The sequence below is a fragment of the uncultured Roseobacter sp. genome (genome assembly GCF_947496515.1).
Classification (GTDB): domain Bacteria; phylum Pseudomonadota; class Alphaproteobacteria; order Rhodobacterales; family Rhodobacteraceae; genus Roseobacter.
On the sequence record NZ_CANMDB010000002.1, the window covers coordinates 601,881 to 627,693 of the forward strand.

Annotated in this window: 23 protein-coding genes and 1 tRNA gene; 8 read left to right on the forward strand and 16 right to left on the reverse strand. The window is 65.6% G+C overall.

The genetic code is table 11. The features are described 5' to 3' along the window. The first annotated feature begins 22 nt into the window (after window positions 1–22). From Q1A53_RS06520 to Q1A53_RS06530, 3 genes are all read left to right on the forward strand, one after another. Window positions 23–96: transfer RNA gene (locus Q1A53_RS06520), tRNA-Gly, on the forward strand. Window positions 97–223: 127 nt separating this feature from the next. Further along, complete coding sequence (locus Q1A53_RS06525; RefSeq protein WP_299964184.1) at window positions 224–2,035, forward strand: ABC transporter transmembrane domain-containing protein; 1,812 nt, start codon at window positions 224–226, stop codon at window positions 2,033–2,035. 146 nt (window positions 2,036–2,181) lie between these two features. Beyond that, on the forward strand, window positions 2,182–4,077 hold the full coding sequence (locus Q1A53_RS06530) for an acyl-CoA synthetase (protein ID WP_299964187.1): 1,896 nt from the start codon (window positions 2,182–2,184) through the stop codon (window positions 4,075–4,077). A 195-nt stretch (window positions 4,078–4,272) separates the two neighbouring features. On the opposite strand, the gene Q1A53_RS06535 is transcribed toward Q1A53_RS06530, so the two are convergent. Next, window positions 4,273–4,938, reverse strand: a complete 666-nt coding sequence (locus tag Q1A53_RS06535; RefSeq protein ID WP_299964189.1) for a PAS domain-containing protein — start codon at window positions 4,936–4,938, stop codon at window positions 4,273–4,275. A 218-nt stretch (window positions 4,939–5,156) separates the two neighbouring features. Between Q1A53_RS06535 and Q1A53_RS06540 the strand changes: the two genes are divergently transcribed. Next, complete coding sequence (locus Q1A53_RS06540; RefSeq protein WP_299964192.1) at window positions 5,157–6,125, forward strand: ABC transporter ATP-binding protein; 969 nt, start codon at window positions 5,157–5,159, stop codon at window positions 6,123–6,125. Window positions 6,126–6,135: 10 nt separating this feature from the next. Here Q1A53_RS06540 and Q1A53_RS06545 read toward each other — a convergent pair whose 3' ends face one another. From Q1A53_RS06545 to Q1A53_RS06615, 15 genes are all read right to left on the reverse strand, one after another. Beyond that, entirely contained in the window at window positions 6,136–7,773 is a 1,638-nt protein-coding gene (locus tag Q1A53_RS06545) for an ABC transporter ATP-binding protein (protein ID WP_299964194.1), read from the reverse strand. A 73-nt stretch (window positions 7,774–7,846) separates the two neighbouring features. Continuing rightward, the gene (locus tag Q1A53_RS06550) at window positions 7,847–8,659 is read right to left on the reverse strand and encodes an ABC transporter permease (RefSeq protein ID WP_299964197.1); all 813 of its coding nucleotides are present in this window, start codon (window positions 8,657–8,659) and stop codon (window positions 7,847–7,849) included. Between the two features lie 292 nt (window positions 8,660–8,951). After that, a complete protein-coding gene (locus Q1A53_RS06555; protein ID WP_299964199.1) occupies window positions 8,952–9,971 on the reverse strand; it encodes an ABC transporter permease in 1,020 nt (339 codons plus the stop codon). A gap of 10 nt (window positions 9,972–9,981) precedes the next feature. Then, complete coding sequence (locus tag Q1A53_RS06560) at window positions 9,982–11,571, reverse strand: ABC transporter substrate-binding protein (RefSeq protein ID WP_299964201.1); 1,590 nt, start codon at window positions 11,569–11,571, stop codon at window positions 9,982–9,984. Window positions 11,572–11,682: 111 nt separating this feature from the next. After that, on the reverse strand, window positions 11,683–13,674 hold the full coding sequence (locus Q1A53_RS06565; protein ID WP_299964203.1) for a CocE/NonD family hydrolase: 1,992 nt from the start codon (window positions 13,672–13,674) through the stop codon (window positions 11,683–11,685). Between the two features lie 95 nt (window positions 13,675–13,769). Continuing rightward, window positions 13,770–14,864, reverse strand: coding sequence for a DUF4147 domain-containing protein (locus Q1A53_RS06570; protein WP_299964206.1), 1,095 nt, complete (start codon window positions 14,862–14,864; stop codon window positions 13,770–13,772). Then, the gene (dtd, locus tag Q1A53_RS06575) at window positions 14,861–15,307 is read right to left on the reverse strand and encodes a D-aminoacyl-tRNA deacylase (RefSeq protein ID WP_299964208.1); all 447 of its coding nucleotides are present in this window, start codon (window positions 15,305–15,307) and stop codon (window positions 14,861–14,863) included. Before dtd ends, Q1A53_RS06570 begins: the two co-directional genes overlap by 4 nt. Beyond that, entirely contained in the window at window positions 15,304–16,407 is a 1,104-nt protein-coding gene (locus tag Q1A53_RS06580) for a TFIIB-type zinc finger domain-containing protein (RefSeq protein WP_299964210.1), read from the reverse strand. The genes dtd and Q1A53_RS06580 overlap by 4 nt, the downstream gene beginning before the upstream one ends. Further along, window positions 16,404–16,829 (reverse strand): hypothetical protein, encoded by a 426-nt coding sequence (locus Q1A53_RS06585; protein ID WP_299964212.1) that lies wholly within the window; start codon window positions 16,827–16,829, stop codon window positions 16,404–16,406. Before Q1A53_RS06585 ends, Q1A53_RS06580 begins: the two co-directional genes overlap by 4 nt. 88 nt (window positions 16,830–16,917) lie before the next feature. Then, a complete protein-coding gene (locus Q1A53_RS06590; protein ID WP_299964214.1) occupies window positions 16,918–17,319 on the reverse strand; it encodes a Rid family hydrolase in 402 nt (133 codons plus the stop codon). 2 nt (window positions 17,320–17,321) lie between these two features. Further along, entirely contained in the window at window positions 17,322–18,437 is a 1,116-nt protein-coding gene (locus tag Q1A53_RS06595; RefSeq protein ID WP_299964478.1) for an SPFH domain-containing protein, read from the reverse strand. Between the two features lie 106 nt (window positions 18,438–18,543). After that, window positions 18,544–19,473, reverse strand: coding sequence for a DUF2927 domain-containing protein (locus Q1A53_RS06600; protein ID WP_299964217.1), 930 nt, complete (start codon window positions 19,471–19,473; stop codon window positions 18,544–18,546). A gap of 25 nt (window positions 19,474–19,498) precedes the next feature. Next, the gene (locus Q1A53_RS06605; RefSeq protein ID WP_299964220.1) at window positions 19,499–20,695 is read right to left on the reverse strand and encodes a toxic anion resistance protein; all 1,197 of its coding nucleotides are present in this window, start codon (window positions 20,693–20,695) and stop codon (window positions 19,499–19,501) included. Between the two features lie 51 nt (window positions 20,696–20,746). Beyond that, complete coding sequence (locus Q1A53_RS06610; protein WP_299964222.1) at window positions 20,747–21,646, reverse strand: 5-bromo-4-chloroindolyl phosphate hydrolysis family protein; 900 nt, start codon at window positions 21,644–21,646, stop codon at window positions 20,747–20,749. A gap of 172 nt (window positions 21,647–21,818) precedes the next feature. Then, window positions 21,819–22,661 carry a pseudouridine synthase gene (locus tag Q1A53_RS06615; protein ID WP_299964224.1) on the reverse strand — a complete coding sequence of 281 codons (843 nt, stop codon included), beginning with the start codon at window positions 22,659–22,661 and terminating at the stop codon, window positions 21,819–21,821. Window positions 22,662–22,723: 62 nt separating this feature from the next. Between Q1A53_RS06615 and Q1A53_RS06620 the strand changes: the two genes are divergently transcribed. The 4 genes from Q1A53_RS06620 to gatA all read left to right on the forward strand — a co-directional run bounded on the left by Q1A53_RS06620 (window position 22,724) and on the right by gatA (window position 25,776). Next, window positions 22,724–23,173, forward strand: coding sequence for a nucleoside deaminase (locus Q1A53_RS06620; RefSeq protein ID WP_299964226.1), 450 nt, complete (start codon window positions 22,724–22,726; stop codon window positions 23,171–23,173). A gap of 143 nt (window positions 23,174–23,316) precedes the next feature. Then, on the forward strand, window positions 23,317–23,973 hold the full coding sequence (locus Q1A53_RS06625; protein ID WP_299964228.1) for a ceramidase domain-containing protein: 657 nt from the start codon (window positions 23,317–23,319) through the stop codon (window positions 23,971–23,973). 28 nt (window positions 23,974–24,001) lie between these two features. Continuing rightward, window positions 24,002–24,289, forward strand: a complete 288-nt coding sequence (gatC, locus tag Q1A53_RS06630; RefSeq protein ID WP_299964231.1) for an Asp-tRNA(Asn)/Glu-tRNA(Gln) amidotransferase subunit GatC — start codon at window positions 24,002–24,004, stop codon at window positions 24,287–24,289. Further along, window positions 24,289–25,776, forward strand: coding sequence for an Asp-tRNA(Asn)/Glu-tRNA(Gln) amidotransferase subunit GatA (gene gatA, locus Q1A53_RS06635; RefSeq protein WP_299964233.1), 1,488 nt, complete (start codon window positions 24,289–24,291; stop codon window positions 25,774–25,776). The genes gatC and gatA overlap by 1 nt, the downstream gene beginning before the upstream one ends. The last annotated feature ends 37 nt before the right edge of the window (window positions 25,777–25,813 follow it).

Genomic DNA, 25,813 nt, shown 5'->3' on the forward strand with positions numbered 1-25,813 from the left:
GACATACGACCTCAGGTGCTGAGCGGGCGTTGTGTAGTGGTAAGACCTTAGCCTTCCAAGCTAATGACGCGGGTTCGATTCCCGCCGCCCGCTCCAGGCATTTCCAACCTTCAACGTTCCGGCGATCCTCAGATCGCGGCATTTTTGCGCGGGATGGCGCCCTCTCTTGACCCGCGCCCCGCGTCCGGCCATGACATATGTTAACGAGGACGAAGGATACTGCATGGCCCGGAAGACGACCCCGGCTCCCGCTGCGCCGGGGCAAAGCGAAGAACGCGCCAAATCAAAGAAGATCGGCGCGCTTCGGGCGTTATGGCCTTTCGTGACGCCCTACAAACGCCTTGTGGCAGCAGCGCTCGCGGCACTGATCTGTACCGCGCTTATCTCGCTGGCGTTGCCGCTGGCGGTGCGCCGTGTCGTGGATAACTTCGATACCGAGGATGCGCATATCCTTGATCAGTATTTCGCGGCGGCTCTGGGCATTGCAGCGCTGTTGGCGATTGGGACAGGGCTGCGCTACATGCTCGTCACGCGGCTGGGCGAGCGCGTCGTGGCCGATATCCGCAAGGCCGTCTTTGACCGGGTGATCGGGATGAGCCCGGCGTTCTACGAACAGGTGATGACCGGCGAGGTGCTCAGCCGGATCACCACGGATACCACGCTCTTGCTGTCGGTCATCGGCTCCTCGGTGTCCATCGCGCTGCGGAACATACTGATCTTTCTCGGTGGGCTCATCCTGATGCTTCTGACCTCGGCTAAGCTGACGGGTCTGGTGTTGCTGCTGGTTCCGGCGGTGCTGGTGCCCATTCTGGTGCTGGGACGCAAGCTGCGGGTGCTGAGCCGCGAGAACCAGGACTGGATCGCGGCCTCGTCCGGCAATGCCTCCGAGGCGCTGAGCGCGGTGCAGACCGTGCAGGCCTATACCCATGAGGCGGCCAGCCGCGCTCAGTTCTCGCATGTCACGGAGAGGTCCTATGATGCTGCACAGCGGCGGATCAAGACCCGGGCGGTGATGACGGTGATCGTTATTTTCCTCGTGTTCGCGGGCATCGTGGGTGTTTTGTGGATCGGCGCGTGGGACGTGCGTGCGGGCGACATGACGCAAGGGGCCCTCGTGCAGTTTGTAATCTATGCTGTGATGGTGGCGGGTGGTGTTGCGGCGCTGTCGGAGATCTGGGGCGAGCTTCAGCGCGCGGCCGGTGCGACCGAGCGGCTGGTGGAGCTGTTGCAGACCGAGGACACCGTGCAGGATGCCGCCCAAGGGCGCGCGCTGCCCGAGCCCGTTCAGGGCCGTATTCTCTTCGAGGACGTGAGTTTTGCCTATCCCGCCAGGCCGCTGACCCGGGCGCTGGATCACGTGAGCCTGACAATCGAGCCGGGAGAGACCGTGGCCTTTGTCGGTCCGTCGGGGGCGGGCAAGACGACGATCATCCAGCTTTTGCTGCGGTTCTACGATCCTGTTCAGGGGCGGATCACGCTCGACGGCGTGGATCTGGCAGAGCTCAGGCGCGAGGATTTCCGCCGGGCCGTGGCGCTGGTGCCGCAGGATCCGGTGATCTTTGCGGCGTCGGCGCGCGAGAATATCCGTTTTGGACGTCCGGACGCAAGCGATGCAGAGGTCGAAGCCGCCGCCGAAGCCGCCGCCGCGCATGCGTTCATCACCGCATTGCCGGAGGGATATGACAGCTATCTGGGAGAGCGTGGGGTGATGCTGTCAGGCGGGCAGAAGCAGCGCATTGCCATCGCCCGCGCGATCCTGCGGGACACGCCGGTGTTGTTGCTGGACGAGGCGACCAGCGCGCTCGACGCGGAGAGCGAGCGCGCGGTGCAGGCAGCAGTCGACCGGCTGAGCCGCGGGCGCACGACGCTGATCGTGGCGCATCGCCTCGCGACGGTCAAAAAAGCCGACCGGATCGTGGTGCTTGACCAGGGGCGGATCGTGGCCAGCGGCCCGCATGATGCGCTGGTGGCCGAAGACGGGCTTTACGCGCGGCTCGCCCGGTTGCAATTCACGGACGGAATGGCGGCGGAATAACCACGCTGTCCCGACGTCAGTCGTCTCTGACGCTGCGTTGCGGGGGGCGCGGTTGACCGGGACAGCTTGCACACCTGCGCAATCGCCGTCATCCTCTGCGTGCAGGGCGCAACAGCCCGCGTTTGGGCGTTTTGGGAGGATCGACCATGAGTTTTGCCGGGATGGAAGACCGCAACCGTATTGAGGCCGTCATGCCGTGGGAAGAGCGGCCTCTGCCCAAGACGCTTTACGGGATGCTGAGCCAGACGGCGGACCGCTTCGGGAGCTATAACGCCGTCAGCTACCAGATCACCTCCGGGCCTACCGACAAGGCCGAAACGCTGAGCTGGCGCGCGCTCAAGGACCGGACCACACAGGCCGCCAATCTCTTTCGCAGCCTTGGCATCGGCGAGACGGATGTGGTCGCCTACATCCTGCCCAATGCGACCGAGACGGTGGTGACCCTGCTGGGCGGGGCTGTGGCGGGGATCGTGAACCCGATCAACCCGCTCCTTGACGATGAGCAGATCGGCTCCATCCTGCGGGAGACCGGCGCCAAGGTCGTGGTGACATTGCGGCCCTTTCCCAAGACAGACGTGGCCGAAAAGACCGCGCGTGCCGTGGCGCTGGCGCCCAATGTGACAACGGTGCTGGAGGTCGATCTGCTGGGCCATCTGAGCGGTCTGAAGTCCTGGATCGTGCCGCTGATCCGGCCCAAGATGAAGACGAAGAACCAGGCCAAGTATCTGAATTTCCATCAGGAGATTGACCGCCAGCCCGTCACGCTCGCCTTTGAGGACAGCACCGAGGATCGCGTGGCCTGCTACTTTCATACGGGCGGGACCACGGGCATGCCCAAGGTTGCCCAGCACCGCTATTCCGGGCTGATCTACAATGGCTGGGTGGGCACGGAGCTGCTGTTTTCCGAGGAAGACAACATCATCTGCCCGCTGCCGCTCTTCCATGTCTTCGCCTGCCACGTGATCCTGATGGCGGCGGTCTGCTCCGGCGCGCATGTGGTCTTTCCGACGCCGCAGGGCTACCGGGGCGAAGGGGTCATGGACAACTTCTGGAAGCTGGTGGAGCGCTGGAAGATCACCTTTGTCATCACCGTGCCCACGGCAATCTCGGCCAAGATGCAGCGGCCCATCAATGCGGATGTCAGCACGGTCAAGACCGCGTTCTCCGGCTCTGCCCCGCTGCCGCTGGAGCTGTTCCGGCGGTTCGAGAAAGCCACCGGTGTGACGCTGGTCGAGGGCTACGGGCTGACGGAGGCGACCTGCCTTGTGTCTTGCAACCCGGTCGATGGGGTCAAGAAAGTGGGGAGCATCGGCATCCCGTTTCCCTACTGCGATGTGAAAATCTACAAGGTCACCCCCAATGGCCCCATCGAGGCGGAGCAGGACGAGGTGGGCGAGATTTGTGTTTCTAATCCAGGGGTTTACGTCGGCCACACCTACACGGAGACCGACAAGAACGTCGATCTTTTCTACGGCAACTACCTGCGCACCGGCGATCTGGGCCGGGTGGACGAGGATGGCTATGTCTGGATCACGGGCCGGGCGAAGGATCTGATCATCCGCGGTGGCCACAACATTGATCCCGGGGAGATCGAGGAGGCGCTCTTGCACCATGATGCGGTGGCTTTTGCCGGTGCCATTGGCCAGCCGGATGCCCATTCCGGCGAAGTGCCATGTGCCTTCGTGGAACTGGTCGAGGGGGCCAAGGTCACCGAGGAAGAGCTGATCGCCTTCTGCCAGGAGCACGTGCACGAGCGTGCGGCGCGGCCCAAACATATGACCATCATGGATGAGCTGCCCAAGACAGCCGTCGGCAAGATCTTCAAACCGGATCTGCGCAAACACGCCATCACCCGCATCTACAATGCCGCCCTTTCCGATGCCGGTGTGGCGGCCCGGGTGGTATCGGTGGTGGATGACAAGAAGCGCGGACTGGTGGCGCAGGTCGCCCCCAACGGCGCGGGGGAGGAGGCGATCGCGCATGCGCTCAGCGCCTTCGTCCGGCCCTGGGAACTGGCCAACACGGCGGTGGCGGCGCAGTAGCACCAAATCTTACCGACCGGTACCACGGGCGTGCGCGCAACGGCGCGGGCGCCTTTGTCGCGCCGGACCCCGATTTGGCCCGAAGGCCAGCATATCAGGGCTTTTGCGCTGTCGGTACTCTGTCGGTATCACGTCGGTATTGCGTCGGTGTGCGCGTCGGTTCCGGCAGGGAGAGGGCGTATTTCCCGCCCTTCGTTACTGCATGGTTGCGACGGCGCGCGTCCGTCGGGTAATGGCGCCGATGCGGTCGCCGATGTCACACTCGCTGAGTTTGTCCAGCATCCGGTTCTGGCTGACGCGCACCACGGTGTTCCGCACCCGGGCGAAGGTGGACTCGACCCGCATGGCCAGTGTATCGAGCCTGTAGCTTTCCTGCGTGCCGACGGGATCGCGCCCGAAGTCCATGCGATTGCGTAGCTGCCGCTGCGCTTCGTCGATGCGCGAACAGGTTTTGGACAGATTGGTATGGGGCCGGGTCGGATTGAAGTCGAACTGGCACGCCATGAGCAGCGTGGTATCCCGGTCGATCTGCAGTGGCTGGATCGTCAGCACATTGTAGAACGGTGTGCCGTCCTTTCGGTAGTTCAACAGACAGCAACTTTCCGATTGCCGGAGCAGCATCGCCTCAGCCAGTTCATCGGTGATGACCCTGTCGGTCAGAGCACCTTGGAGAAACCGGCAATTGTGACCGATGATTTCGGCGGCGCTGTATTGCGTCATCTCCTCAAAGGCGGCGTTGACGTAAATCAGCGGTGTGTCGTGCTGTTCAGGATCCGCGATGCTGATCGGCAGGCGGATCTCGTTGCAGAGCGACATAACGGTATCGAGGCATGTGTCGCGGTAGAAGGGATGGTATAACATCCTTGGGCTGACCTTTCTCGTATTGGACTTTTGTCATGGCGCGCACATTCCTTAACGATTGATTAATGGAGGTGGGGCAGCGACCGCGGCTTTCAAGGGGCGGGTCTCTGCGCTGCAGCATCACGTCGGACCCTGCGTTGACGTTTCTGTGAGACTTTTCAACACGGTCGGTGATTTCTGCCCGGGACAGTTTTTTTTTGCTGTGATAGGCAGATTGGATGAAGATTCCCAGCCTACTGAAAGAGCCGCGCAGCGTCCGGCGGACCGGGGACAATACGGCTGCTGGGTCTCTTTTGGGGTACGTCTGGCGGATGAGCGAGTGGCATCAGGTTGCCGCCTGTCTGGTGGCGGTCGTGGTTGCGCTGCTGAACCTTGCACCGCTGGAGTTGCAGCGCCGGATCGTCAATGAGGTGGTCGAAACTCAGAACACGGATCTGCTGATCCGCTTCTGTGCCATCTATGTGGCGGTCATCCTGCTGCATCAGGCGGTGAAGTTCGGGCTGCGTCTCTATCAGGGGTGGATGACGGACAGTGCCATCATCTACACGCGCAGCCATCTGCTGCGCCTCTATGCGGACCGGCAGGGGGAGGAGGATGAGAGCGGCGGGCGCGCGGTTTCCATCGTGGGATCGGAAGTGGACAAGCTGGGCGGCTTTGTCGGCGAAGCGTTGTCGCAGGCCGTCGTCAACCTGGCGATGCTGCTGGGGGTGACCGGCTACATGCTGGTGGTGGAGCCGGGCATTGCTGTCTTTGCGCTGGGATTTCTCGTCCCGCAGGTGGTGTTGACGCCGCTCTTGCAGCGCAAGCTCAACGCGCTGGTGGAGGAGCGGCTGTCGTTGCTGCGGGATCTGGGCGATGAGGTTTCGGAGATGACCGCGGCGCGCGAGGATCCCTGCCTGAAGGTCTTGCGCCAGATCTTTACCAATCGGATGCGGTTCAACCTGCTGAAGTTCGCGCTGAAGACGATGCTGAACCTGTTGCGGGCGATGGGGCCAGTGACGGTGCTGATCTTTGGCGGCTACATGGTGATGCAGGGGGAAACGCAGGTGGGCGTGCTGGTGGCGTTCCTGTCGGGGTTCGAGCGGCTGGCCGGGCCGCTGCGCGAGCTGATCGCGTTCTACCGGGTCGCCGCACAGGCAAACGTGCAGCACGAGATGATCGCGGAGTGGATGCAGACGCGGACGTGAGCCGCGGGTCTCAGTTCCCGCCGCTTTCCATTTTGCGACTGTCCAGCACATCTTCCAACCAGCCAAGACGCATTTCCGGCACAGAACTCAACAACAGGTCGGTGTAGTCATCAAAGGGCGGCGAGAGCGCCTGTGACTTGGGGCCGTACCGCAGGACGCGCCCCTGGTACATGACCGCGATGCTGTCGGCGATGGCGCGGACGGTCGCCAGATCATGGGTGATGAAGAGATAGGCCATGTCTTCGGATTTCTGCAGCGACAGCAGCAGCTTGAGAATGCCGTCCGCCACCAGCGGATCGAGCGCGGACGTGACCTCGTCGCAGATGATGAGCCGCGGTTCGGCGGCCAGCGCCCGGGCAATGCAGACCCGTTGTTTCTGTCCGCCCGAAAGCTCCGCCGGGTAGCGGTCCTGAAAGCCCTTGCCCAGTTCGATGGCGTCGAGCAGTTCCTGGATGCGGCGCTGCTTTTCCGCGCCGCGCAGGCCGAAGTAGAATTCCAGCGGGCGCCCGATGATGGTGCCCACGGTCTGGCGCGGGTTCATGGCGGTGTCGGCGATTTGGTAGATCATCTGCAACTCGCGCAGGTCGGTCTTGGAGCGCGCCGCGAGATCGGGGCTGAGCGGGCGCCCGGCGAAGGTGATCTGGCCCGCGCTGGGCGGCAGGAGCCCGGTGATGACGCGGGCGAGGGTGGATTTGCCGGACCCGGATTCGCCCACGACAGCGAGGGTCTGGCCCGGGTGGAGATCCACGGTGATGTCCTTCAGCACGTCGAAATCGGTGCCGCTGTAGCGCGCGGTGATGTCTGTGACGCTGAGCACCGGTGTCTGAGTGGGTGTTTTTTCGTCGTGGGTGATGGAGCGGACGGAGACCAGCGCGCGGGTATAGTCTTCTTTCGGTGCGTTGATGATCTGGTCCGTGGTGCCCATCTCGACCATCCGGCCCTGCTGCAGCACCATGATGTCATCGGCGACCTGCGCCACCACAGCGAGATCGTGGGTGATGTAGAGGGCGGCGACGCCGGTGTCCCGGATGGCTTCCTTGATCGCGGCGAGCACGTCGATCTGGGTGGTGACGTCGAGGGCGGTCGTGGGCTCGTCAAAGACCACCAGATCGGGCTGCGGGCAGAGCGCCAGTGCCGTCATGCAGCGTTGCAGCTGGCCGCCCGAGACCTGATGGGGATAGCGGCTGCCGATGGTGTCGGGACCCGGCAGGCCCAGTTTGCGAAAGAGCGCGATGGCGCGGTCTTCGGCCTCTTTGCGGGTGAATTTGCCCTGGAAAATCGCCGCTTCGGTCACCTGTTCCATGATCTGCTTGGCCGGGTTGAAGGAGGCGGCGGCCGATTGGCTGACGTAGGTAACCTCGCCCCCGCGCAGGCGGCGCACGTCGCGGAAAGGGGTGCTCAGGATGTCGCGGCCATTCAGCGTCACGGTGCCGCCGGTGATGCGCACGCCGCCGCGCCCGTAGGCCATGGCCGCCAGACCGATGGTGGATTTGCCGGCACCGGATTCGCCGATGAGGCCCAGGACACGGCCCGGTGCGAGGTCGAAATCAACGCCGTGCACGATGTCGATATGGCGCGACTTTTCACCGGGCGGATGGATGGTTGCGCCGATCCTGAGGCCGCGGACCTTGAGGAGGGGTTCGGTCATCGGAGCGCGTCTGCCGGTCTGTTTGGCTGCGCCAAAGGCGCCCGCCCGCCGACCCGTTTGGGGGTCTTTGTCATCATCCGCGCCCTCCTTTGAGCGAGGTGGTGCGGCCGAGGATCCAATCGGCCACTAGGTTGATGGAGATGCACAAAAGCGCGATGGCGTAGGCGGGGTAGAGCGCGGCCTGGATGCCGTAATTGATGCCTTCCTTGTTCTCCTTGACGATGCCGCCCCAGTCGGCCTGGGGCGGTTGCACACCGAGGCCGAGGAAGCTGAGCGTGGAGACGAAGAGCACCGCGAAGATGAAACGCAGGCCCATTTCGGCGATGAGCGGGGAGAGCGCGTTGGGCAGCGTTTCGCGGAAGATGATCCACAGGGTGCCTTCGCCGCGCAGGCGGGCGGCCTCGACGTAGTCCATGACCGTGATGTCCACGGCGACGGCCCGGGCGAGGCGGTAGACACGGGTGCTGTCGAGCAGTCCCATGAGCACGATCAGGATGGGGATCTTCGTGGGGGTGACCGAGAGGACCACGAGCGCGAAGATCAGCGTGGGGATCGACATGATGAGGTCGATGAAACGGCTGAGGGTCTGGTCGATCCAGCCGCCCGAGACGGCGGCGAAGAAGCCCAGCACGGAGCCTACCACGAAGCTGAGGGCGGTGGCCGCGGTGGCGATGAAGATGGTGGTCTGGCCGCCGTAGACAAGGCGGCTGAGCAGGTCGCGCCCGATGCTGTCGGTGCCCAGCGGGAAGCGGTCCGAGGGCGGCTCCCACACGTCGCCGACGATTTCGGCCATGCCGTAGGGGGCGATGAGCGGCGCGAAGAGGGCGGCGCCGAAGAAGAGCGCGGTGAAGATGAGGCCGATGAGGGCTGCGAGAGGGATCCTCATGTCAGGGGTCTTTCGGATGAGGACGGGACGGCGCGCTTTGGGCTGCGCCAAAGACGCCCCGCCCGCCCTCCCGTATTGGGGGCTGGTTTGCGAAGTACGGAGTGTGTTGTTTTGCAGGGCGTTTTTGATGGGTGGCGCGCTGCTGCGACCGTGTGCTGGACTCCGCTGGTTTGCGGTGCAAACCCGCTCTGTCCACACTCGGCGTTCCTCTGGAACGCCGGATACCGCAGGTTTGCTGTGCAAACCCACTTGTTCCCCCTAAATGACCGCGTCAAATCTGCGATTTGTGCGGTCATTTTGGGTGCCTCAGTCTGGGGTTGGTGAGGATTGACACGATGTCGGCCACGAGGTTCAGCCCGATGTAGACGGTGGCGAAGATCAGACCGCAGGCCTGTACCACGGGCACGTCGCGTTTGCTGACGTGATCCACGAGGTACTGGCCCATGCCGGGATAGGCGAAGACGACCTCGATCACCACAACGCCGACCACCAGATAGGCGAGGTTCAGCATCACCACATTGACGATGGGCGCGATGGCGTTGGGAAAGGCATGGGTGCGGATGATGCGCAGCATGCCGAGGCCCTTCAGCTCGGCTGTTTCGATATAGGCCGATTGCATCACGTTGAGGATCGCGGCACGCGTCATGCGCATCATATGGGCGAGCACCACCAGGGTCAGCACCATGATGGGCAAGGTGATGGATTTGATCTTTTCGACGAGGCTCATGCTGTCGTTCATCATGGCTACGGAGGAAAACCGCAGGTTGGCGAGCAGCCAGCCGCGCACCCCGTCGGACAGAAACTCCAGGCTCATGATCAGCTGGGGCAGCTGGATCGACAGAAAGAAGATGAGCAGATAGCCGATCATGAATTCGGGGATCGAGATGGTGGTGAGGGTGACGGCGGAGATCACCTTGTCGGGCCAGCGGTCCTTGTAGCGCACGGCGATGAGGCCCAGGGCAATCGCCAGCGGCACCGCGATGATCGCGGCCCAGAAAGCCAGAAAGAGCGTATTGCCGAGACGGCTGGAGAGGCTTTCCGCGATGTCGCGGCCATTGGTCAGCGCCGTGCCCAGATCACCCTGGAGCACCCCGCCCAGCCAATTGAAATACCGCGTGACGGGGGGCTGATCCATGCCCAGTTCGGCCCGCAGGTTGGCCAGCGCCTGGGGCGTGGCCGACTGGCCCAGGATGGATTGCGCCACATCGCCGGGCAGGATGGAGGTGCCCGCAAAGATGAGGATCGAGGCCGCGAAGATCAGCAGGAGGCCCAACGCCAGACGCTGGGCCACCAGAAGGAGAATGGGATGCACGCCCGCCGCCTCAGGCGGTCAGCCAGCACTTCACGCTTGCCAGGTTGTTCATCACCTGGTCATTCGGGTCCTCGATCCAGCCACCCACGTTGTTGGCGACACCGTCCACGAAATCGTTGAACATGGGCAGGATGAGCCCGCCTTCGTCGCGGATGGTCCGGCCCATCTCGGCGTAGATCGACTTGCGCTTGGCCTCGTCCAGCTCGGACCGGGCGGCCAGCAGCTTGGCATCGAAGGCCTCGTTCTTCCAGCGGGTGTCGTTCCAGTCCGCGGTGGAGAGATAGGCGGTGGAATACATCTGGTCCTGCACCGGGCGCCCGCCCCAGTAGCTGGCGCAGAAGGGCTGCACATTCCAGACCTCGGACCAGTAGCCGTCGTTGGGCTCGCGCTTGATTTCCAGCGGGATCCCGGCGGCCTGGGCGGACTGCTGGAAGAGGGCGGCGGCATCGACGGCGCCGGGGAAGGCACCGTCGGCGGTGCGCAGGATGATGGGCGAGCCGTCGTGGCCGGATTTGGCGTAGTGCTCGGCGGCTTTCTCGATGCTGTGTTCGCGCTGCGGGATGCTGTCGTCGAACAGAGGGTAGGCTGCGTTGATGGGCATGTCGTTGCCGACGGTGCCGTAGCCGCGCAGGATCTTGTCGACCATCTCCTCGCGGTTGATGGCGTATTTCAGCGCCAGGCGCAGCTCGTTGTTGTCAAAAGGCGCGGTGTCCACGTGCATGATAAAGACGTAGTGACCGCGACCGGCGACGGATTTGACGCTCAGGTTCGGCGCGCGGTCCAGCAGGCCCGCGACCTTGGGATCCACGCGGTTGATCAGGTGGACCTGACCCGATTGCAGGGCGGCGGTGCGGGCGGTGGCGTCGTTGAGCACCAGCACCTCGACCGCGTCCACATGGCCGCGGGTGTCGTCCCAGTAGTTGGGGTTTTTCTTGAAGGTATGGCGCACGCCGGGCTCGTCCACATCCAGCGTATAGGCGCCGATGCCAATGGCGGCGGTGGGGTCATCCATGCCGCCGTTTGGTTGGATCATCAGGTGATAGTCCGCCATCAGATAGGGCAGGTCGGCGTTGCCCACCCCCAGTTCCACGATCAGGTTGTCGCCATCGGCGCGCAGATCCTCGATGCCCTGCATGATGCCGAGCGCGCCCGACTGGCTGTCCTCGTTGGAGTGGCGCTGCAGGGTGGCGAGCGCGTCCTCGGCCGTGAGCGTCTTGCCGTTGTGGAATTCGACGCCAGGGCGGATCTTGAACGTCCAGGTCTTGGCATCGGCAGAGGCCTCGACGCTTTCGGCGGCGCGGAAATCGAGCCCGCCGTCGGGGGCGGTGTTGACCAGTGGCTCGCCCCAGAGGCGCAGGTTGGTCACCGGCACGCTGGAGGCGGCGGCGGCAGGATCCTGGGTGTTGGTGCTTTCCCCGCCCGCGAGGCCGATGCGCAGGGTGCCGCCCTTGACGGGGCCTTCGGCCTGCGCGGTCTGCGCCAGCAGGGCGTTGGCGGCGGCGGCGGTGACCCCGAGGGCGGCGGCACGACCGATGAAGTCGCGGCGGGTCATCAGGCCCTTGGTCACACGTGTACTGAGGTGTTTGAGTTCGTCGTTCATGGGTCTCTCCCGGCTGGCTTGGCGCGTTTTTCCGCGCCATTTGTTCATTTGCGACAAAAGTTGCCTATTTCCGCCGCGGTCGCAAGGGCTTTCGCGGATGTCCGGTGCGACTTAGAGGTGATCCCGCGGGATGGTGTCGGTGACATCGCGGGCGTAGATCAGCGCGTCGTTTTGCCAGGCCTCGATCCGGGCGGTCAGGTGGAAATGGGTGGCGTCCGACCACATGGCGCAGGTGGCCTCGGTACGCAGGTGGATGTCGCCACGTGTCATCTCGTCGGTCCAGTGACAGGTGGCGCGGGCCGACAGGGGATCGTCCGGGTGGATGGACCATGTCTCGCGCGCGGTGGCGCCCGAGATCAGACCGTGATCCAGATCGCGCCGCTTGCCGAAGTCATCTTTGATTTGCAGCGACACGATGCCGGTGCTCATATCGGTGCTGCGGATGCGGCTGTTGGAGGGTGCGCGCAGGGTCTCATGGGGCCAGGGGGCGGCGCTTTCGGGCGGTGGGAAGCTGGTCTCGTCCCGGCGGGCGGTGCGGCGGGTGGGCAGATGCAGGCTGCCGCCGAGGATGGTCACGGTGGCCGCCTGCGCGGCGGGCCAGATCAGCGGCCAGTAGCTGGTGGAGATCGACAGGCGCAGGCGGTGGCCCGCGGGCAGGCGGTAGGCGATGGTGTCGAGGTGAAGCTCCACCGGGATGGGTGTATCGACGGGCATGGGGTGGGGGTCTGCCGCGCTTTCGCGGTGGCTGAGGTTGAGCACCCCGTAGGTGATGCGGCTGGAGGCGCCATCCGGTGCCACATCGCACAGGCGCACGGCGATCTGGGTTTGCGGGCGGTCGGTGGAAAGGCGTAGGCGGACTTTGGGGGTGCCGAAGATATCCGTTGGCTGATCCGCTGGCGCGCTGTCGAAGGTGGCGGAGAGCGCGTCATCGCCGCGCTGATCGCCGGGCATTTCGGGACCGAGCCAGATGGCGCAATATTCGCCCGCCTCCGCGCCGCAGTCCTGCGGCGAGCGGATGGGCACGGATACGTTGCCGCGCCCGTCGGTCAGCCCGTGCTGGTTGATATAGAGCGTGCGGTGCGGGATATGGGCGGTTGCGCCGTCCTGTTCGACCACCCAGCGACCCGGGCGGTCGGTGTACCAGCGTTGCGGCGCGATACCGTCCATCACGTAGGCGCGGTAGTCGGGGTCGTCCTCGGCGCCGTTGGGGGTGTCCTTGAGCCAGCGGCCCCACCAGCGCAGCGCCTCCTGCAGAAAGCCGATGCGCGGTTCGGGCACGGCGAAATGGGGATATTTGTGGACCCAGGGACCCACGATGCCCTTGGCACCATGGAGCGCGTGGACGAGCTGTGGAACGGCATTCTTGTAGGCATCGCCCCAGCCGCCGATGGCGAGGACCTTGGCGGTGATCGTTGAATACGTCTCGCAGACCGAGCCATGTTGCCAATAGGCGTCGCGGCGCTGGTGGCGCAGCCATGTGCTGGGCAGGAAGGGTTCGTGCTCGAGGCGGTGCAGCCAGATCTCGCGCCAATCGGGGCGCAGCGCGGGATCCGGTGCGCGGGAGGAATAGGACCACATGGTGGCGCCCCAGCCGAGGTTTTCACCCAGGAGGCAGCCGCCCTTGTAGTGGATATCATCGGCAAAGCGGTCAACGGTGGAGCAGAGCGTGATCACCGCTTTGAGCGTCTCCGGCGCGCGGGCGGCGACCTGCAGGCTGTTGAAGCCGCCCCAGCTGATCCCCATCATGCCCAGGGTGCCGCTGCACCAGGGCTGGGCGGTCAGGTGGGCGATGACCTCTTCGGCGTCTTTCAGCTCGGTTTCGGTGTATTCATCGGTCATCAGCCCGTCGCTGTCGCCGTTGCCGCGCATATCGACGCGGACGCAGGCGTAGCCCCGGGCGGCAAACCACGGGTGGGTGAGCGCGTCACGCGCCGCGGTGCCGTCGCGTTTGCGGTAGGGCAGGTATTCGAGGATCACCGGAACCGGGTTTTGCGCCGCGTCCGTCGGGCGCCAGATCCGCGCGGAGAGGCGGCAGCCATCGCTCAGCGTGATGCCGTAATCGGGGAGGTCTTCGATGTCTCGGAGCGGGGGTGTGTCAGTCATGGGCGCAGGTTGCGGCTTGGGGCGCGGCTGTCAAGGGTGGGCGGGCCGGACTGTTTGGCTGCGCCAAAGGCGCCCGCCCACCCACCCTTTTTCCGTCAGGATTTCAGCGCGATGACCAGATCCATGACGTTGGTGCCGGTGGGGCCGGTGGTGAGCAGCGCACCCCGCTGCGCGAGCCAGCTGCCGCTGTCGGCCCGGTCCAGGGCGTTCTGGCCTGCGGGCTCCCACGTGGTGCCATCCACGATGGCGCCTGCGGCATCGGTGGGACCGTCGGTGCCGTCGGTGCCTGCGACGAGGATCTGCAGGTCGGTCGTCCCGGCGATCTCGCGGGCGAGGAGGGCGGCGAGGGCCTGGTTGCGCCCCCCCCGGCCGGGGTCAGGCGGCAGGATGACGGTGGGTTCGCCGCCCCAGATGTGGAGGCCCTCGGGCCCCTGTTTCAGCGCCTTTGCGATGCGGGGGGCGAGGGTGTGAATGTCGTCGTAGAGGGTTTCATCGTTGGTCTGCACCGGGTGCTTTTGTGCTGCCTGGGCGACGGCTGCGCGCGCGATGGCGTTGCTGGCCACGATCCGCGTCTCGAACGTGAAACCATATGTGCTTGGGGCGGCCCCGAGACCAGAGCCGATGACGGTCAGATCGTCGCCTTCAACGTCCGAGATTGTCAGGGTCGTTGCGGCGGCCCCGGGGAAGCCCGCGAGCAGCTTGCCGCCCTTGATGCGGCTCATCTCCTTGCGGGCTGCATTCATGGCGTGGATATCGGCGCCCGAGGCCAGCATCTCCTGCGCCCGGTGGCGGAGGTCCTCCAGGCCGAGAGCGGTCTGGGGGGCCTCGGCGAGGGCGGAGGCACCGCCGGAGATCAGCAAGAGCAGATGGCTTGTCGGGGCCATGGTGCCCGTCACCTCCAGCAGCCGGGCGCCAGCCATGAGGCTTTGGCTGTCGAGCACGGGGTGGGCGGCTTCGATCACCTCGGCCCCCGCTGGTGCGCCTGCGGCGTGGCCGTATTTGGTGATGATCAGCACGGGGACCTTCGGGAAGGCCATGTGGGCCGCCTGTGCCATGGCGGTGGCGGCTTTGCCCACGGCGATGATCCGGTCGGGCGGGGCGATGGGCGCGGTTGTGAGGCTGGCCGCCACAGCGCTATCGCCGCGGACGGCGGCGACGCCGGCCTGAAAGAGGGTGGTGAGATCGGTCATGGGCATTCCGTGTCGAGCCAGAGGGTGACGGGGCCGTCGTTGGTCAGCGCCACCTGCATGTCCGCGCCGAAGCGGCCCGTCTCGGTCGGGATGCCCCGGTTGCGCAGAGCAGCGGCGAAGGCGAGGTAGAGCGCCTCCGCCTCGACGGGTTTGGCGGCGCCGGAAAAACCCGGGCGGTTGCCGCGGCGGGTGTCGGCGGCGAGGGTGAACTGGCTGACCACGAGGGCGCTGCCGCCGGTTTGCCCCAGCGAGAGGTTCATCTTGCCCTCGGGGTCGCGGAAAATGCGCAGTTTGGCGATTTTTCCCGCCAGCGCGGTTGCGGTTGCGGGATCATCGCCGGGCATGGCGCAGACGAGGATGAGCGCGCCGGGGCCGCATTGGCCGACGATATCATCATCAACGCTCACCCGCGCGCCTGTCACCCGCTGGACGAGCGCTCTCACTGAGTGGCCGCCGCGATGAGGCCGACGGCAGCGGCGAGGGTCAGGCCCAGTACCACGGCAATGGCGATCTTGACCGGGGACCACGGGCGTTCGCCCTGCACCTTGCCGGTGCGGCCGTTGACCACGAAGCGGTAGGTTTCTCCGCGGAACTTATAGGCGGCGAGCCAGACCGGCAGCAGCACGTGTTTGAAGGTCACGTCCGCCAGATCCGTATCCACCTGGTGGATGCGCTGGCGGTCGCCGCCGATGTCAAAGCGGATGTCGCGGGCGATGATGCGGTCCATCTTGTCGCGCGCCTCGATGAACCCGTCGCGCAGCTCGACCGCGTAGCCCTCCGCGCGCAGGCCCGCGAGATATTCGGGCGTATAGGGCTCCATCGCCGAGAGGTCCCAGGGCTCCAGCGCGTCGGTGAACCGCTTGGGCAGAGAGCGCGAGGCGAGCACCAGCACATCATCGAAGAAGCGCCGGACCTGGCCGCGGGCGGGGCGCCAGCGGATTTTGGGCACGCGGATCTTTTGGCGCTTGCCGTCGCGCATGACCGTCTGGGTTTCATAGTAGACGGTGCCGCGCTCGCCCGTGTAGCGCGTCTGGGTGTCCGCGTCGAAGGTCCAGTAGGGCACGTAGATGCCCTGCATCCGGCGGCCCTTGCGCGCGTAGTCCTGCAGGCCGTTGGGGGCGAACCACAGGCTGCCCAGCCAGTCCTTCATGGCGGCGCGGGCGGTGGCCTCATCGAGGGCAAAAGGCAGCACGCCGCGGGGTTTGATATGGCGGTGCGCGCCGGTATCCGTCACCACCGGGGTGGCACAAAAGGGACATTCGGCGGCGTGGACGTCCGGGTCAAATTCGACCTCCGCTGCGCAATTGGGGCATTTGGAGACCCGGGTTTCTTCCATCTCCGCCTGCGGCAGGGTGCGGCTCAGCGCGGCGTCAAGGTCAAGCTCCCGGATGGCTGATTTGGCCCAGGGGCCGGCTGCAAGCGGCTGGGTGTTGCCGCAGTGATCGCAGATCAGCCGCTGATCGGAGGGGTCAAAGCGCAGGTCGGCGCCGCAGGTGTCGCAGGGAAAGTGATGCTCCGCCGGTTGTGCGGTTGCGGTGCTCATAGCATGCCGTGGAGCGCGCGGGGTGTCATGCGGCGCAGAGCACCGTCGCCGAGTGCCGTGTGGCGCCAGAGGTGAAAAATGCCGTGCAGTGCTGCGGCGGCAAGCAGGGTGACCATGAGATCACGATTGCCGGGGCCGGGCAGCGACAGGCCCATCAGGAGCGCCAGTGTGCTGAGTGCCGTCAGGCCGAGCAGCGCGTACATGGCGCGGCTGAGCCAGGGATGGGCGCGGCGCAGCGCGCCTTCGAGCCGGGGGCCGGGGCCGTTCAAAAGGCCCGCGACGGCGCCGATGCTTACCATCGCCAGCCCAGAGGCGGTGAAAAGCGCGTTAAGTAACGCGCTTTGGCGCCCCGCGGCGAGCGTCAGCACCAGCAGGGTCAGGACAGACCAGTGCAGCAGGATCGTGGCGCGGCGGCGGGTCATGTCGGGGGCCTTTCGGTCGGTGGGGCAGGTTCCTGGCAGAATGATACGCCACGCGCTCGGGTGCAAGCGGTCCGTCTATGCCGCCGCGTTATGCCGGGTCCCTGGCGGGCACGTGGGCCACGATGCGGAACTCCACCAGCGCGCCGGGGCGGCGCAGCGCGGCCACTTCAACGGCGGTCCAGGCAGGCAGAGGGGCGGAAAAGATATCTTCCAGCACGGTCTGCACCTGCCTGAATGTGGCAGCGATGTCGCGGTGATAGCTGGTCAGTTCGACCACATGCCCTTCGTCCGCGCCCGCTGCCGCAAGAACCACCTGTGCCTTGCTCAGGGCGATACGGGCCTGTTCAGAAATGCTGTGCGGCATGCTGCCGTCCTCCCGCCCGCCTGTGGCACCGGTCAGAAACAGGAACTCTCCTGCGCGGATCGCTGGAGAGAAGCCGGTGGCGGCCGCGGCCCGGGCAAGCGCCTCCGGCACGATGGCGTGACGCATGGTCAGGCCGGGGGAGGGGGCGGGGGCGGTGGCAACACCGTGAAGAGCTGCGCCAGTTCGGCCACATCCTCTGCCGCCATCCAGCCGTCCTGGCCGGGCGTCCAGACGAGGCTTTCGCGGGTCAGCGCGCCGTCCGAGGCCATACGGCCCATGGCAGCCTTGGAGAAAGGGCCCTTGGTCTGGCCGTTCTCGGCCACGTGCCAGACGTGTTCCACCGGCGGTGGCGGCGGTATGGCGGCAGGCCCGCCCACGGTGCGCGCGCCCCAGGGGCCTTGCGCACTGGCGGCCTGCTGACCGATCTGCATGCCGAGGCCTGCACCCAGACCCGTTTGCAGCGCGGCACCGGCGGCACCGTCGCGGCCCAGAGCCTCTGCCGCCTGGAACTGCATGTATTCGTTGAGGTTTCCGATCACCCCCATGGAAGAACGCTTGTCCATCACCTGCTCCACCGCGGGGGGCAGGGAGATGTTCTCGATATAAAGCTCGGGCATCGCCAACCCGTATTCGCCCAGCTGTGCTGCAATTTCCTTGCCAACCAGCTGTCCCAGCTCGCGCGTGTTGGCGGCCATGTCCATGACCGGGATGCCCGCCCGCGCCAGGGTGCGCGAGAACTCCTGCACGATGATGTTGCGGATCTGAAAGCTGATCTCATCCATGGTGAATTCACCGTCGGTGCCGACGATCTCCACCAGGAATTTGGCCGCATCCGCCACCTTGATCGAATAGGTGCCAAAGGCGCGCAGCCGCACCGGCCCAAACTCCGGATCGCGGCAGATGATGGGGTTCTTGGTGCCCCACTTGAGATCGTTGAACCGCGTGGTGTTGACGAAATAGATCTCGGATTTGAAAGGCGAGCGGAAGCCGTGATCCCAATGCTGCAGCGTCGTCATCACCGGCATGTTGTTGGTCTCAAGCATATAGAGACCGGGGGTGAAGACATCGGCCAGCTGACCCTCGTGGACAAAGACCGCCGCCTGACCTTCGCGCACGGTCAGCTTGGCACCGTATTTGATGGCGTGGCCTTCGCGTTCGAACCGCCAGACCATCGTGTCGCGGGTGTTGTCCGTCCAGTGGATGACGTCGATGAATTCGCCCGAGAGAAAGTCGAAAATGCCCATGCCCGATGTCCTGTCTTTCATGTCCTGTCTTGGATCGCTGCGCCCGATTATAGCCCGCGGCAGCGGGGATGGCGACGGCAATTCGCCCGGCGGCGCCAACGGGCGCCTAGCTCGGGCCGCCGATCAGTTCCTGCGCGATGGTGGTGATCAGCGGGGCCGCTTCCTGCGCGCTCATCCCCGGTTTCAGGCGCGGGTCGTAGAGCATCTTGAGCAGCAGTTCGTCGTGCCGGGTCAGCAGCGCAAATTCATCGTCATCGTTGAAGATGGACGGTCGCGCGTCCCGGCTGTCATTGGCCAGACCGAGCGCCTGCGCCATCTCCTCGTGGATGCAGCTGAGCCGCAGGAGCTGCGGATTCTCCGCCCGGATCACCGCGACCGCGGCCGTGTAGGTGCTGGCGTCCGAGCCTGCGGCATAGGCGGCCACGGCGCAGTAGGTGTTGCGCGAGAGGCTGCGCAAGGCGCCGAGGCTCTCGGGTGTGATCCCGGGCACGCGCGCGGCGGCTGCGTCGAGGGCTGCATCGCGGTCGTCCTCGCTGGCCACGATCACCACGAAATTGGGCTGACCGAAACTCATGATCGGGTGACCGGTGATCTGGCCCAGCCGGCGCGCGTAGCTGCGAATGGCGGTGCCATCCGCGTCGCGTTGGGACGGCGGCACGCTGTTGCCGAAGATGGTGGTGACCCGGACGGGCGAAGACCAGCGGCGCAGGGGGCTTTCCCCGCCGCGCGTCTCGAAGGCGCCCGCGTATTCATCGAAGAACACGATGCGTTGAAAATTCCGCGCGAGCATGGCGGCGGTGAAAGGCGTATCCGCACCACCGCCGTCCTGCCGCAGCAGGCCCTGGCTCAGCTGCGCGGATTGCACCTGCCCGAGATAGGCGCGCAGGGCGGCGCTTTGCTCGGAGGTCGGGCGCAATTGCGTCTCGCTGCGCACATCGGGGCGCGCGCGGGGCGTTTTAACGCTGGCGGGCGGCTCGGGCATGTCGCAGGCGGCCAGCGCCAGTCCGGCCAGCACCAGCAGGCCCCGCGCCTTCATCAGACCGCCCCGTACCACGCGGGCATCAGCGTGGCACGGCGGTGGCGGCGGTATCGCCCAGGCCCGTCGAGGTCGCCTTGGCGCTGGCGAGCGTGTCGCGCAGCTTGGCCTCCATCTCCTGCAGGTCGCTTTCGGCGGCGGCGCGGCGGGCCTTGCCTTCGTCGGCGATCTGGAGCGATTCCTCGATTGTGCCGATTAGATCGGCGTTGGCCTGTTTGACCGCCTCGATGTCGAAGACGCCGCGCTCCATCTCCTCGCGGATGATCTTGTTGCTTTCGCGCAGGTTCTTGGCGTTGGCGGTCAAAAGCTCGTTGGTCAGGTCATTGGCCTGCCGCACGGCCTGTGCTGCTTCTGCTGAGCGCTGGATCGTGACGGCCTGCGCCAGCTGGGTCTCCCACAGGGGCACGGTGTTGACCAAGGTGGAGTTGATCTTGGTCACCAGGCTTTTGTCGTTTTCCTGCACCAGCCGGATGGAGGGCAGCGATTGCATGGTCACCTGACGGGTCAGTTTCAGATCATGCACCCGCCGTTCGAGATCGTCGCGCGCGGCGCGCAGGTCGCGCAACTCCTGTGCGACCATCACCTGATCGTCCTCCGCCGCGGCGTCCACCTCTGCTGCTTTGGCGGGGATTGTTGTGCTGTCCAGCTCGGCCAGTTTCTCCTCACCCGCTGCGATGTAAAGCGCCAGCTCGTCGTAGAACTGCAGGGTCTTTTCGTAGAGCATGTCGAGCGATTTGATGTCTTTCAGCAGCTTGTGCTCATGGCCCAGCAGCTCATCGGTGATACGGTCGATCTGGCTTTGCACTTCTTCGAACTTGGCGGTGAACTTGGCAATTGGTGCTGCGCGGCCCAACAGCTTTTCCCAGAAGCTGCGCTCGCGCCGCACGTCGAGTTCGGAGATCGAAAAGCCGCGGATGGTGGTGACGATATTGCGCAGACTGTCGCCTGCAGGGCCCACGTCCTTGTTGCGCACGCCGCCCAGCATGGACTGGCTGATCTCCTGCAACTCCACCTGCGCGCGGCTGCCGAAGGAGACGATGGAGTTGGTGTCGCCCATGTCGATCTCCGCCATGCGGGTGCGGATCTCGGCGCTGACGGGCGCGTCGGCTTCGGCCAGCGGGACGATGGCGCCCGCCTCGGGCGGCTCCGGCAGAACCGTGGCGGTGACCTCTTCGACAAGTTTGAGGTCCTGGGCGGCTTTTTCGCGGGTCGTCTGTGTCATATCGGATCCTTTCGTCAGGCTTTCGCCGGGCTTTCGTCACGGGGGGCGGCACTACTCCAGCCGCACCCCTTCGCGTTGCAGACGGTCCCGCAGGACCTCTATTTCGACCGTGAGGTCGCTGTGGTCGTCCATCATCAGTTTGGTGGTGCGGTCGGTGAAATTACGCTCCAGATCATCCAGCAGGGCGAGGTAGTCATCGCGCGCCTGCGTGTCCTGGGTGCGGGCATATATGTCGGCGAATTTCACGGAGGCATCGCGTGCCCCCAGCAGATAGACACCGAGATAGCGCCGCGCCGCGGTCAGATCGCGGGGATCGTCCTCCACCGTGCGGATAAGATCCCGCACCACATCCTGAAACCGGGACATGCGGTCGATCACGCGCCGGTCGCCCGCGCGCGCAAGCGCGTCCCGCATGGCGGCCAGATGCGCTTCGGCCTCGTCGACGACGCGGGCAACGCGGTCCTGCTGGAAGCTGTCGATGCCTTCCATCCCCTTGTCGCTGAGCGGGTCGATCCCGAAGGCGGCCAGGTGCAGCCCGCCCGCGGCCACGCCAAAGATCACCGCCGCAATCAGGTTGCCGTCGTGGCTGAGCGCGGCAAGCGTCGTGCCCGTACCCGCCATGAGGGCAGCTGCGATCTTGCGCGGCATTGCGGGGCGGCGGGCGACCTTGCGCGCGGCCCAGGCGGCCTCGGCCTGCAGCCCACCGCGCAGAAGCCACGCGCCCAGTGTCAGCGCCGCCGTGCCCGCCAGCCCGAAGGCCAGACCGAGCGCGCCCTGCGTCAGCGACGTGAACAACAGCACCACGGCAGGCAGGAACATCAGGTTGGCGCGTGCGCCCACCGGATCCACCGTGTCACGCGGTCGGGCGGGTGCGCGCCCGCCCGGCGATGTTTTGCCGCTTTGCACCTGGGGTGCGCCGGGGCTGTATTTTCCACCGAAGCGTTTGGCCATCCGTTCAGAGCCCGCCCAGCAGGCCCGCGGCCACGCCCGTCATGACGACGATCAGGGCCACATAGGCAAATTTCTGCATCGTGCTGGGCGTCATGCTGTCTTTCCCGGTGGCGCGCTGACGCTAATATATAGCCATGCGCGCCCGCTTGCCAGTTCTACTGTGGTTGGGCGCTCAAGGTGTTTTGCGCCCGGGGCGTCTCGGGGCCGTCTGGGGGGGCCGCGCACGGCGCTTGCGCTGGGGTTTGCCGGGCGGTTTGGGGGCTCTGTCCCCGGGGCTTTCAAGCCCCAGCTGGTCGCGCATCACCCGCGGGCGCACTTCCTCGACGGCGCCCGATTTCAGCTCGCCCAGCTGGAAGGGGCCGTAGCTGATGCGAATGAGGCGGTTCACGCTCAGCCCGATGTCGCCGAGGGCGCGACGAATCTCGCGGTTCTTGCCTTCGCGCAGCCCGATGGTCAGCCAGGCGTTGGCACCTTGCTGGCGGTCCAGCGTCACGGTCATGGGCTGAAAGTGGTCGCCCTCGACCGTCAGCCCGCTGCGCAGGGGGTCCAGTTGCGGATCCGTTGGCCGTCCGTTGACCCGCACCCGGTAGCGGCGCAGCCAGCCGGTCGAGGGCAGTTCCAGCTTGCGCTTGATGCCGCCATCGTTGGTGAGCAGCAAGAGCCCCTCGGAGTTCAGATCGAGCCGCCCGACGCTCATCACCCGGGGCATGTCCTCGGGCAGGGCGGAATAGATCGTGGACCGGCCCTTTTCATCCCGGTCGGTACTGACGAGGCCGGTGGGTTTGTGGAACAGCCACAGGCGTGCGGGATCGCGTGCCGCCAGCGGCTTGCCATCGACGGTGATGCTGTCGGCCTCCGTCACGTTGAGCGCGGGCGAGGTGATCTGCTGGCCGTTCACCGTGACGCGGCCCGCCTCGATCATGCGCTCCGCCTCCCGCCTGCTGGCGACACCGGCGCGGGCAAGCAGTTTGGCGATGCGGTCGCCCTTGGGCGTGGCGGGATCAGGCTTGGACATAGGCCCGCCATAGCTCGTTTGCGGGGCTTGCGAAAGGGCGGGCTTTGCGGGCAACTAGCGGGATGGAATTCAACACCCACATGCAGGCGGCGCTGAGCGAGGCGCGGGCGGCTGCCAAGCGCGGCGAAGTGCCGGTGGGGGCCGTTGTGGTTTCACCCGAGGGCCAGGTGACGGCAAGCGCGGGCAACCGCACCCGGGAATTGTCGGATCCCACCGCCCACGCCGAGATCCTGGCGATCCGCGCTGCCTGCGCTGCCCTGGGCTCGGAACGGTTGACGGGCCACGCGCTCTACGTGACGCTGGAGCCCTGTGCGATGTGCGCTGCCGCCATTTCCGCGGCCCGGATTGCACGGCTTTATTACGGGGCGAGTGATCCCAAATCGGGTGGCGTGGCGCAGGGCGCGCGGGTTTTCGCGCATCCGCAGTGTCATCACGCGCCGGAGGTCTTTGATGGCATCGCCGCCGCGGAATCAGAGGCCTATCTGCGCGCGTTTTTTACAGCACGCCGGTAGAGCAGGTCCCGTGGCAGCTTGGTCAAGCGTGGATCTGGCAGTGGTGCTGCTGGTGCTTTGGGGAGCCTCCCCTCTCGGCGGTGTCAACACTGCCTGCCGGGCGAGGGGCTTGAGTTTTTTTGGCAAAGTGAGGGAGCATTCCGTTGGACTGGATGAGGACGATTGACGGCTATTGCGAGCGGCTGAGCCCGGATTACTGGGCGGAGCCGGTGAACGCGGTTACGAACCTTGCCTTTATCGTCGCGGCGCTCCTCATGTGGCGCCACTGCCGCGGTGACCGGCTGGGCCAGCTGCTCTGTGCGGTGGTCTTTGCCATCGGGGTGGGAAGTTACCTCTTTCATACCCATGCGCAGGTCTGGTCTGCGATGGCCGATGTGATCCCCATCGCGCTTTTTATCCTGATCTACATCTACGCGATGAACCGCGTTGGCTGGGGCCTGCGCCCCTGGCCCGCCGCAGGGCTTGCGGCGCTCTTCATTCCCTATGCCGCCGCGACTGTGCCGCTCTTTCAGATGGTCCCGGGTCTGGGGTCGTCTGCGGGCTACGCGCCGGTCCCGCTGCTCATCCTGATCTACGCGGTGCTGTTGCGCACCCGCGCGCCGCAGCTTGCCCGCGGTCTGGCTATCGGGGCGCTCATATTGATCGTCTCGCTCACCTTCCGCACCATCGATCTGCCGCTGTGTGACGGCTTCCCGCTGGGCACCCATTTCATGTGGCACCTGCTGAACGGGCTGATGCTGGGCTGGATGATCTGGGTTTACCGCACGGGGCGGCTTGGCAAGGCGCCCGCGGCCCGCTAAATGCGAACCCCAGCAGATGAGGAAACCTATGTCCATCGACGAGACCACCGCCGCCCGCGTGGCCAAACTCTCCCGCATCGAGGTCGCCCCCGAGGCGCTGCCCGCGCTGGCCGAAGATTTCAACCGGATCCTGGGCTTTATCGAGCAACTGGGGGAAGTGGATATCGAGGGTGTCGAGCCCATGACCTCCGTCACACCGCAGGTGCTCAAACGCCGGGCGGACGCGGTTACCGATGGCGATCAGCAGGGCAAGGTGCTGGCCAATGCCCCCGACGCGCGCGAAGGCTTCTTTGCGGTACCCAAGGTGGTTGAGTGATGGTGAAACTGAACGAATTGGGTCTGAGTGCGGCCCGCGACGCGCTGCGCAAGGGCGAGACGACCTCAAAGGATCTGACAGAAGCCTGCCTGAGCGCCATTGAAGGTGCCGGGGCGCTCAACGCCTTTGTTCACCACACGCCGGAGCTTGCGCTGGCGCGCGCTGAGGCCGCAGACGCGCGGCTGGCCGCGGGCGATGCCCCCGCCATGTGCGGTTTGCCGATCGGGATCAAGGACCTCTTCTGCACCAAGGGCGTGCCCAGCCAGGCCGGATCGCGGATCCTCGAAGGCTTCCTGCCCGAATACGAATCCACCATCAGCCAGAACCTCGCGGACGCAGGGGCCGTGATGCTGGGCAAGCTCAACATGGACGAATTCGCCATGGGGAGCAGCAACGAGACCTCCGCCTACGGCAATGCCGTGAACCCCTGGCGGCGCGGCAATGACGACGCAGCGCTGACGCCGGGCGGCTCTTCGGGGGGATCGGCCTCCGCCGTCGCGGCAGACCTCTGCCTTGCCGCCACCGGCACCGACACCGGCGGCTCCATCCGGCAACCGGCGGCCTTCACGGGCACCGTGGGCATCAAACCGACCTACGGGCGCTGCTCCCGCTGGGGGATCGTGGCGTTCGCCTCCTCGCTGGATCAGGCAGGCCCGATGACCAAATCGGTGCGCGACGCGGCAATCATGCTGGAGGCGATGTGCGGCCATGACCCCAAGGACAGCACGTCGGCCGATCTGCCCGTGCCTGACTTCGAGGCTGCGCTGACCGGCGACATCCGCGGCAAGACCATCGGCATCCCCCGCGAATACCGCATGGACGGCATGCCAGACGAGATCGAGACGCTCTGGCAGGACGGCATTGCCATGATGAAGGACGCAGGCGCCATCATCACCGATATTTCGCTGCCCCATACCAAATACGCGCTGCCCGCCTATTACGTGATCGCGCCCGCCGAGGCCTCCTCCAACCTCGCGCGCTATGACGGTGTGCGCTACGGCCACCGCGCGAAACTGGCACAGGGCGATGGCATCACCGAGATGTACGAGAAGACCCGCGCCGAAGGTTTTGGGCCGGAGGTCAAACGCCGGGTGATGATCGGCACCTACGTCCTGTCGGCAGGTTTCTATGATGCCTATTACAACCGCGCGCGCCGCGTGCGTGCCCTGATCAAGCGCGATTTCGAGCAGGTCTTCGCCGCAGGTGTCGACGCGATCCTGACCCCTGCCACCCCGTCGGCGGCCTTCGGCCTGGGCGAGATGACGGATGCGGATCCCGTTGCCATGTATCTCAACGATATCTTCACAGTCACGGTGAACCTCGCGGGGCTGCCGGGCATCGCCGTGCCTGCGGGTCTCGACAAGCAGGGGCTTCCGCTGGGATTGCAACTCATCGGACAACCCTGGGCCGAGGCCGATCTGCTGAACTCCGCACAAGTGCTTGAGGAGGCGGCTGGCTTTGTGGCCAAGCCGGGCAAATGGTGGTAACTGACGCCCGCTGACAAAAAATGCGCAAGGGGCCCCC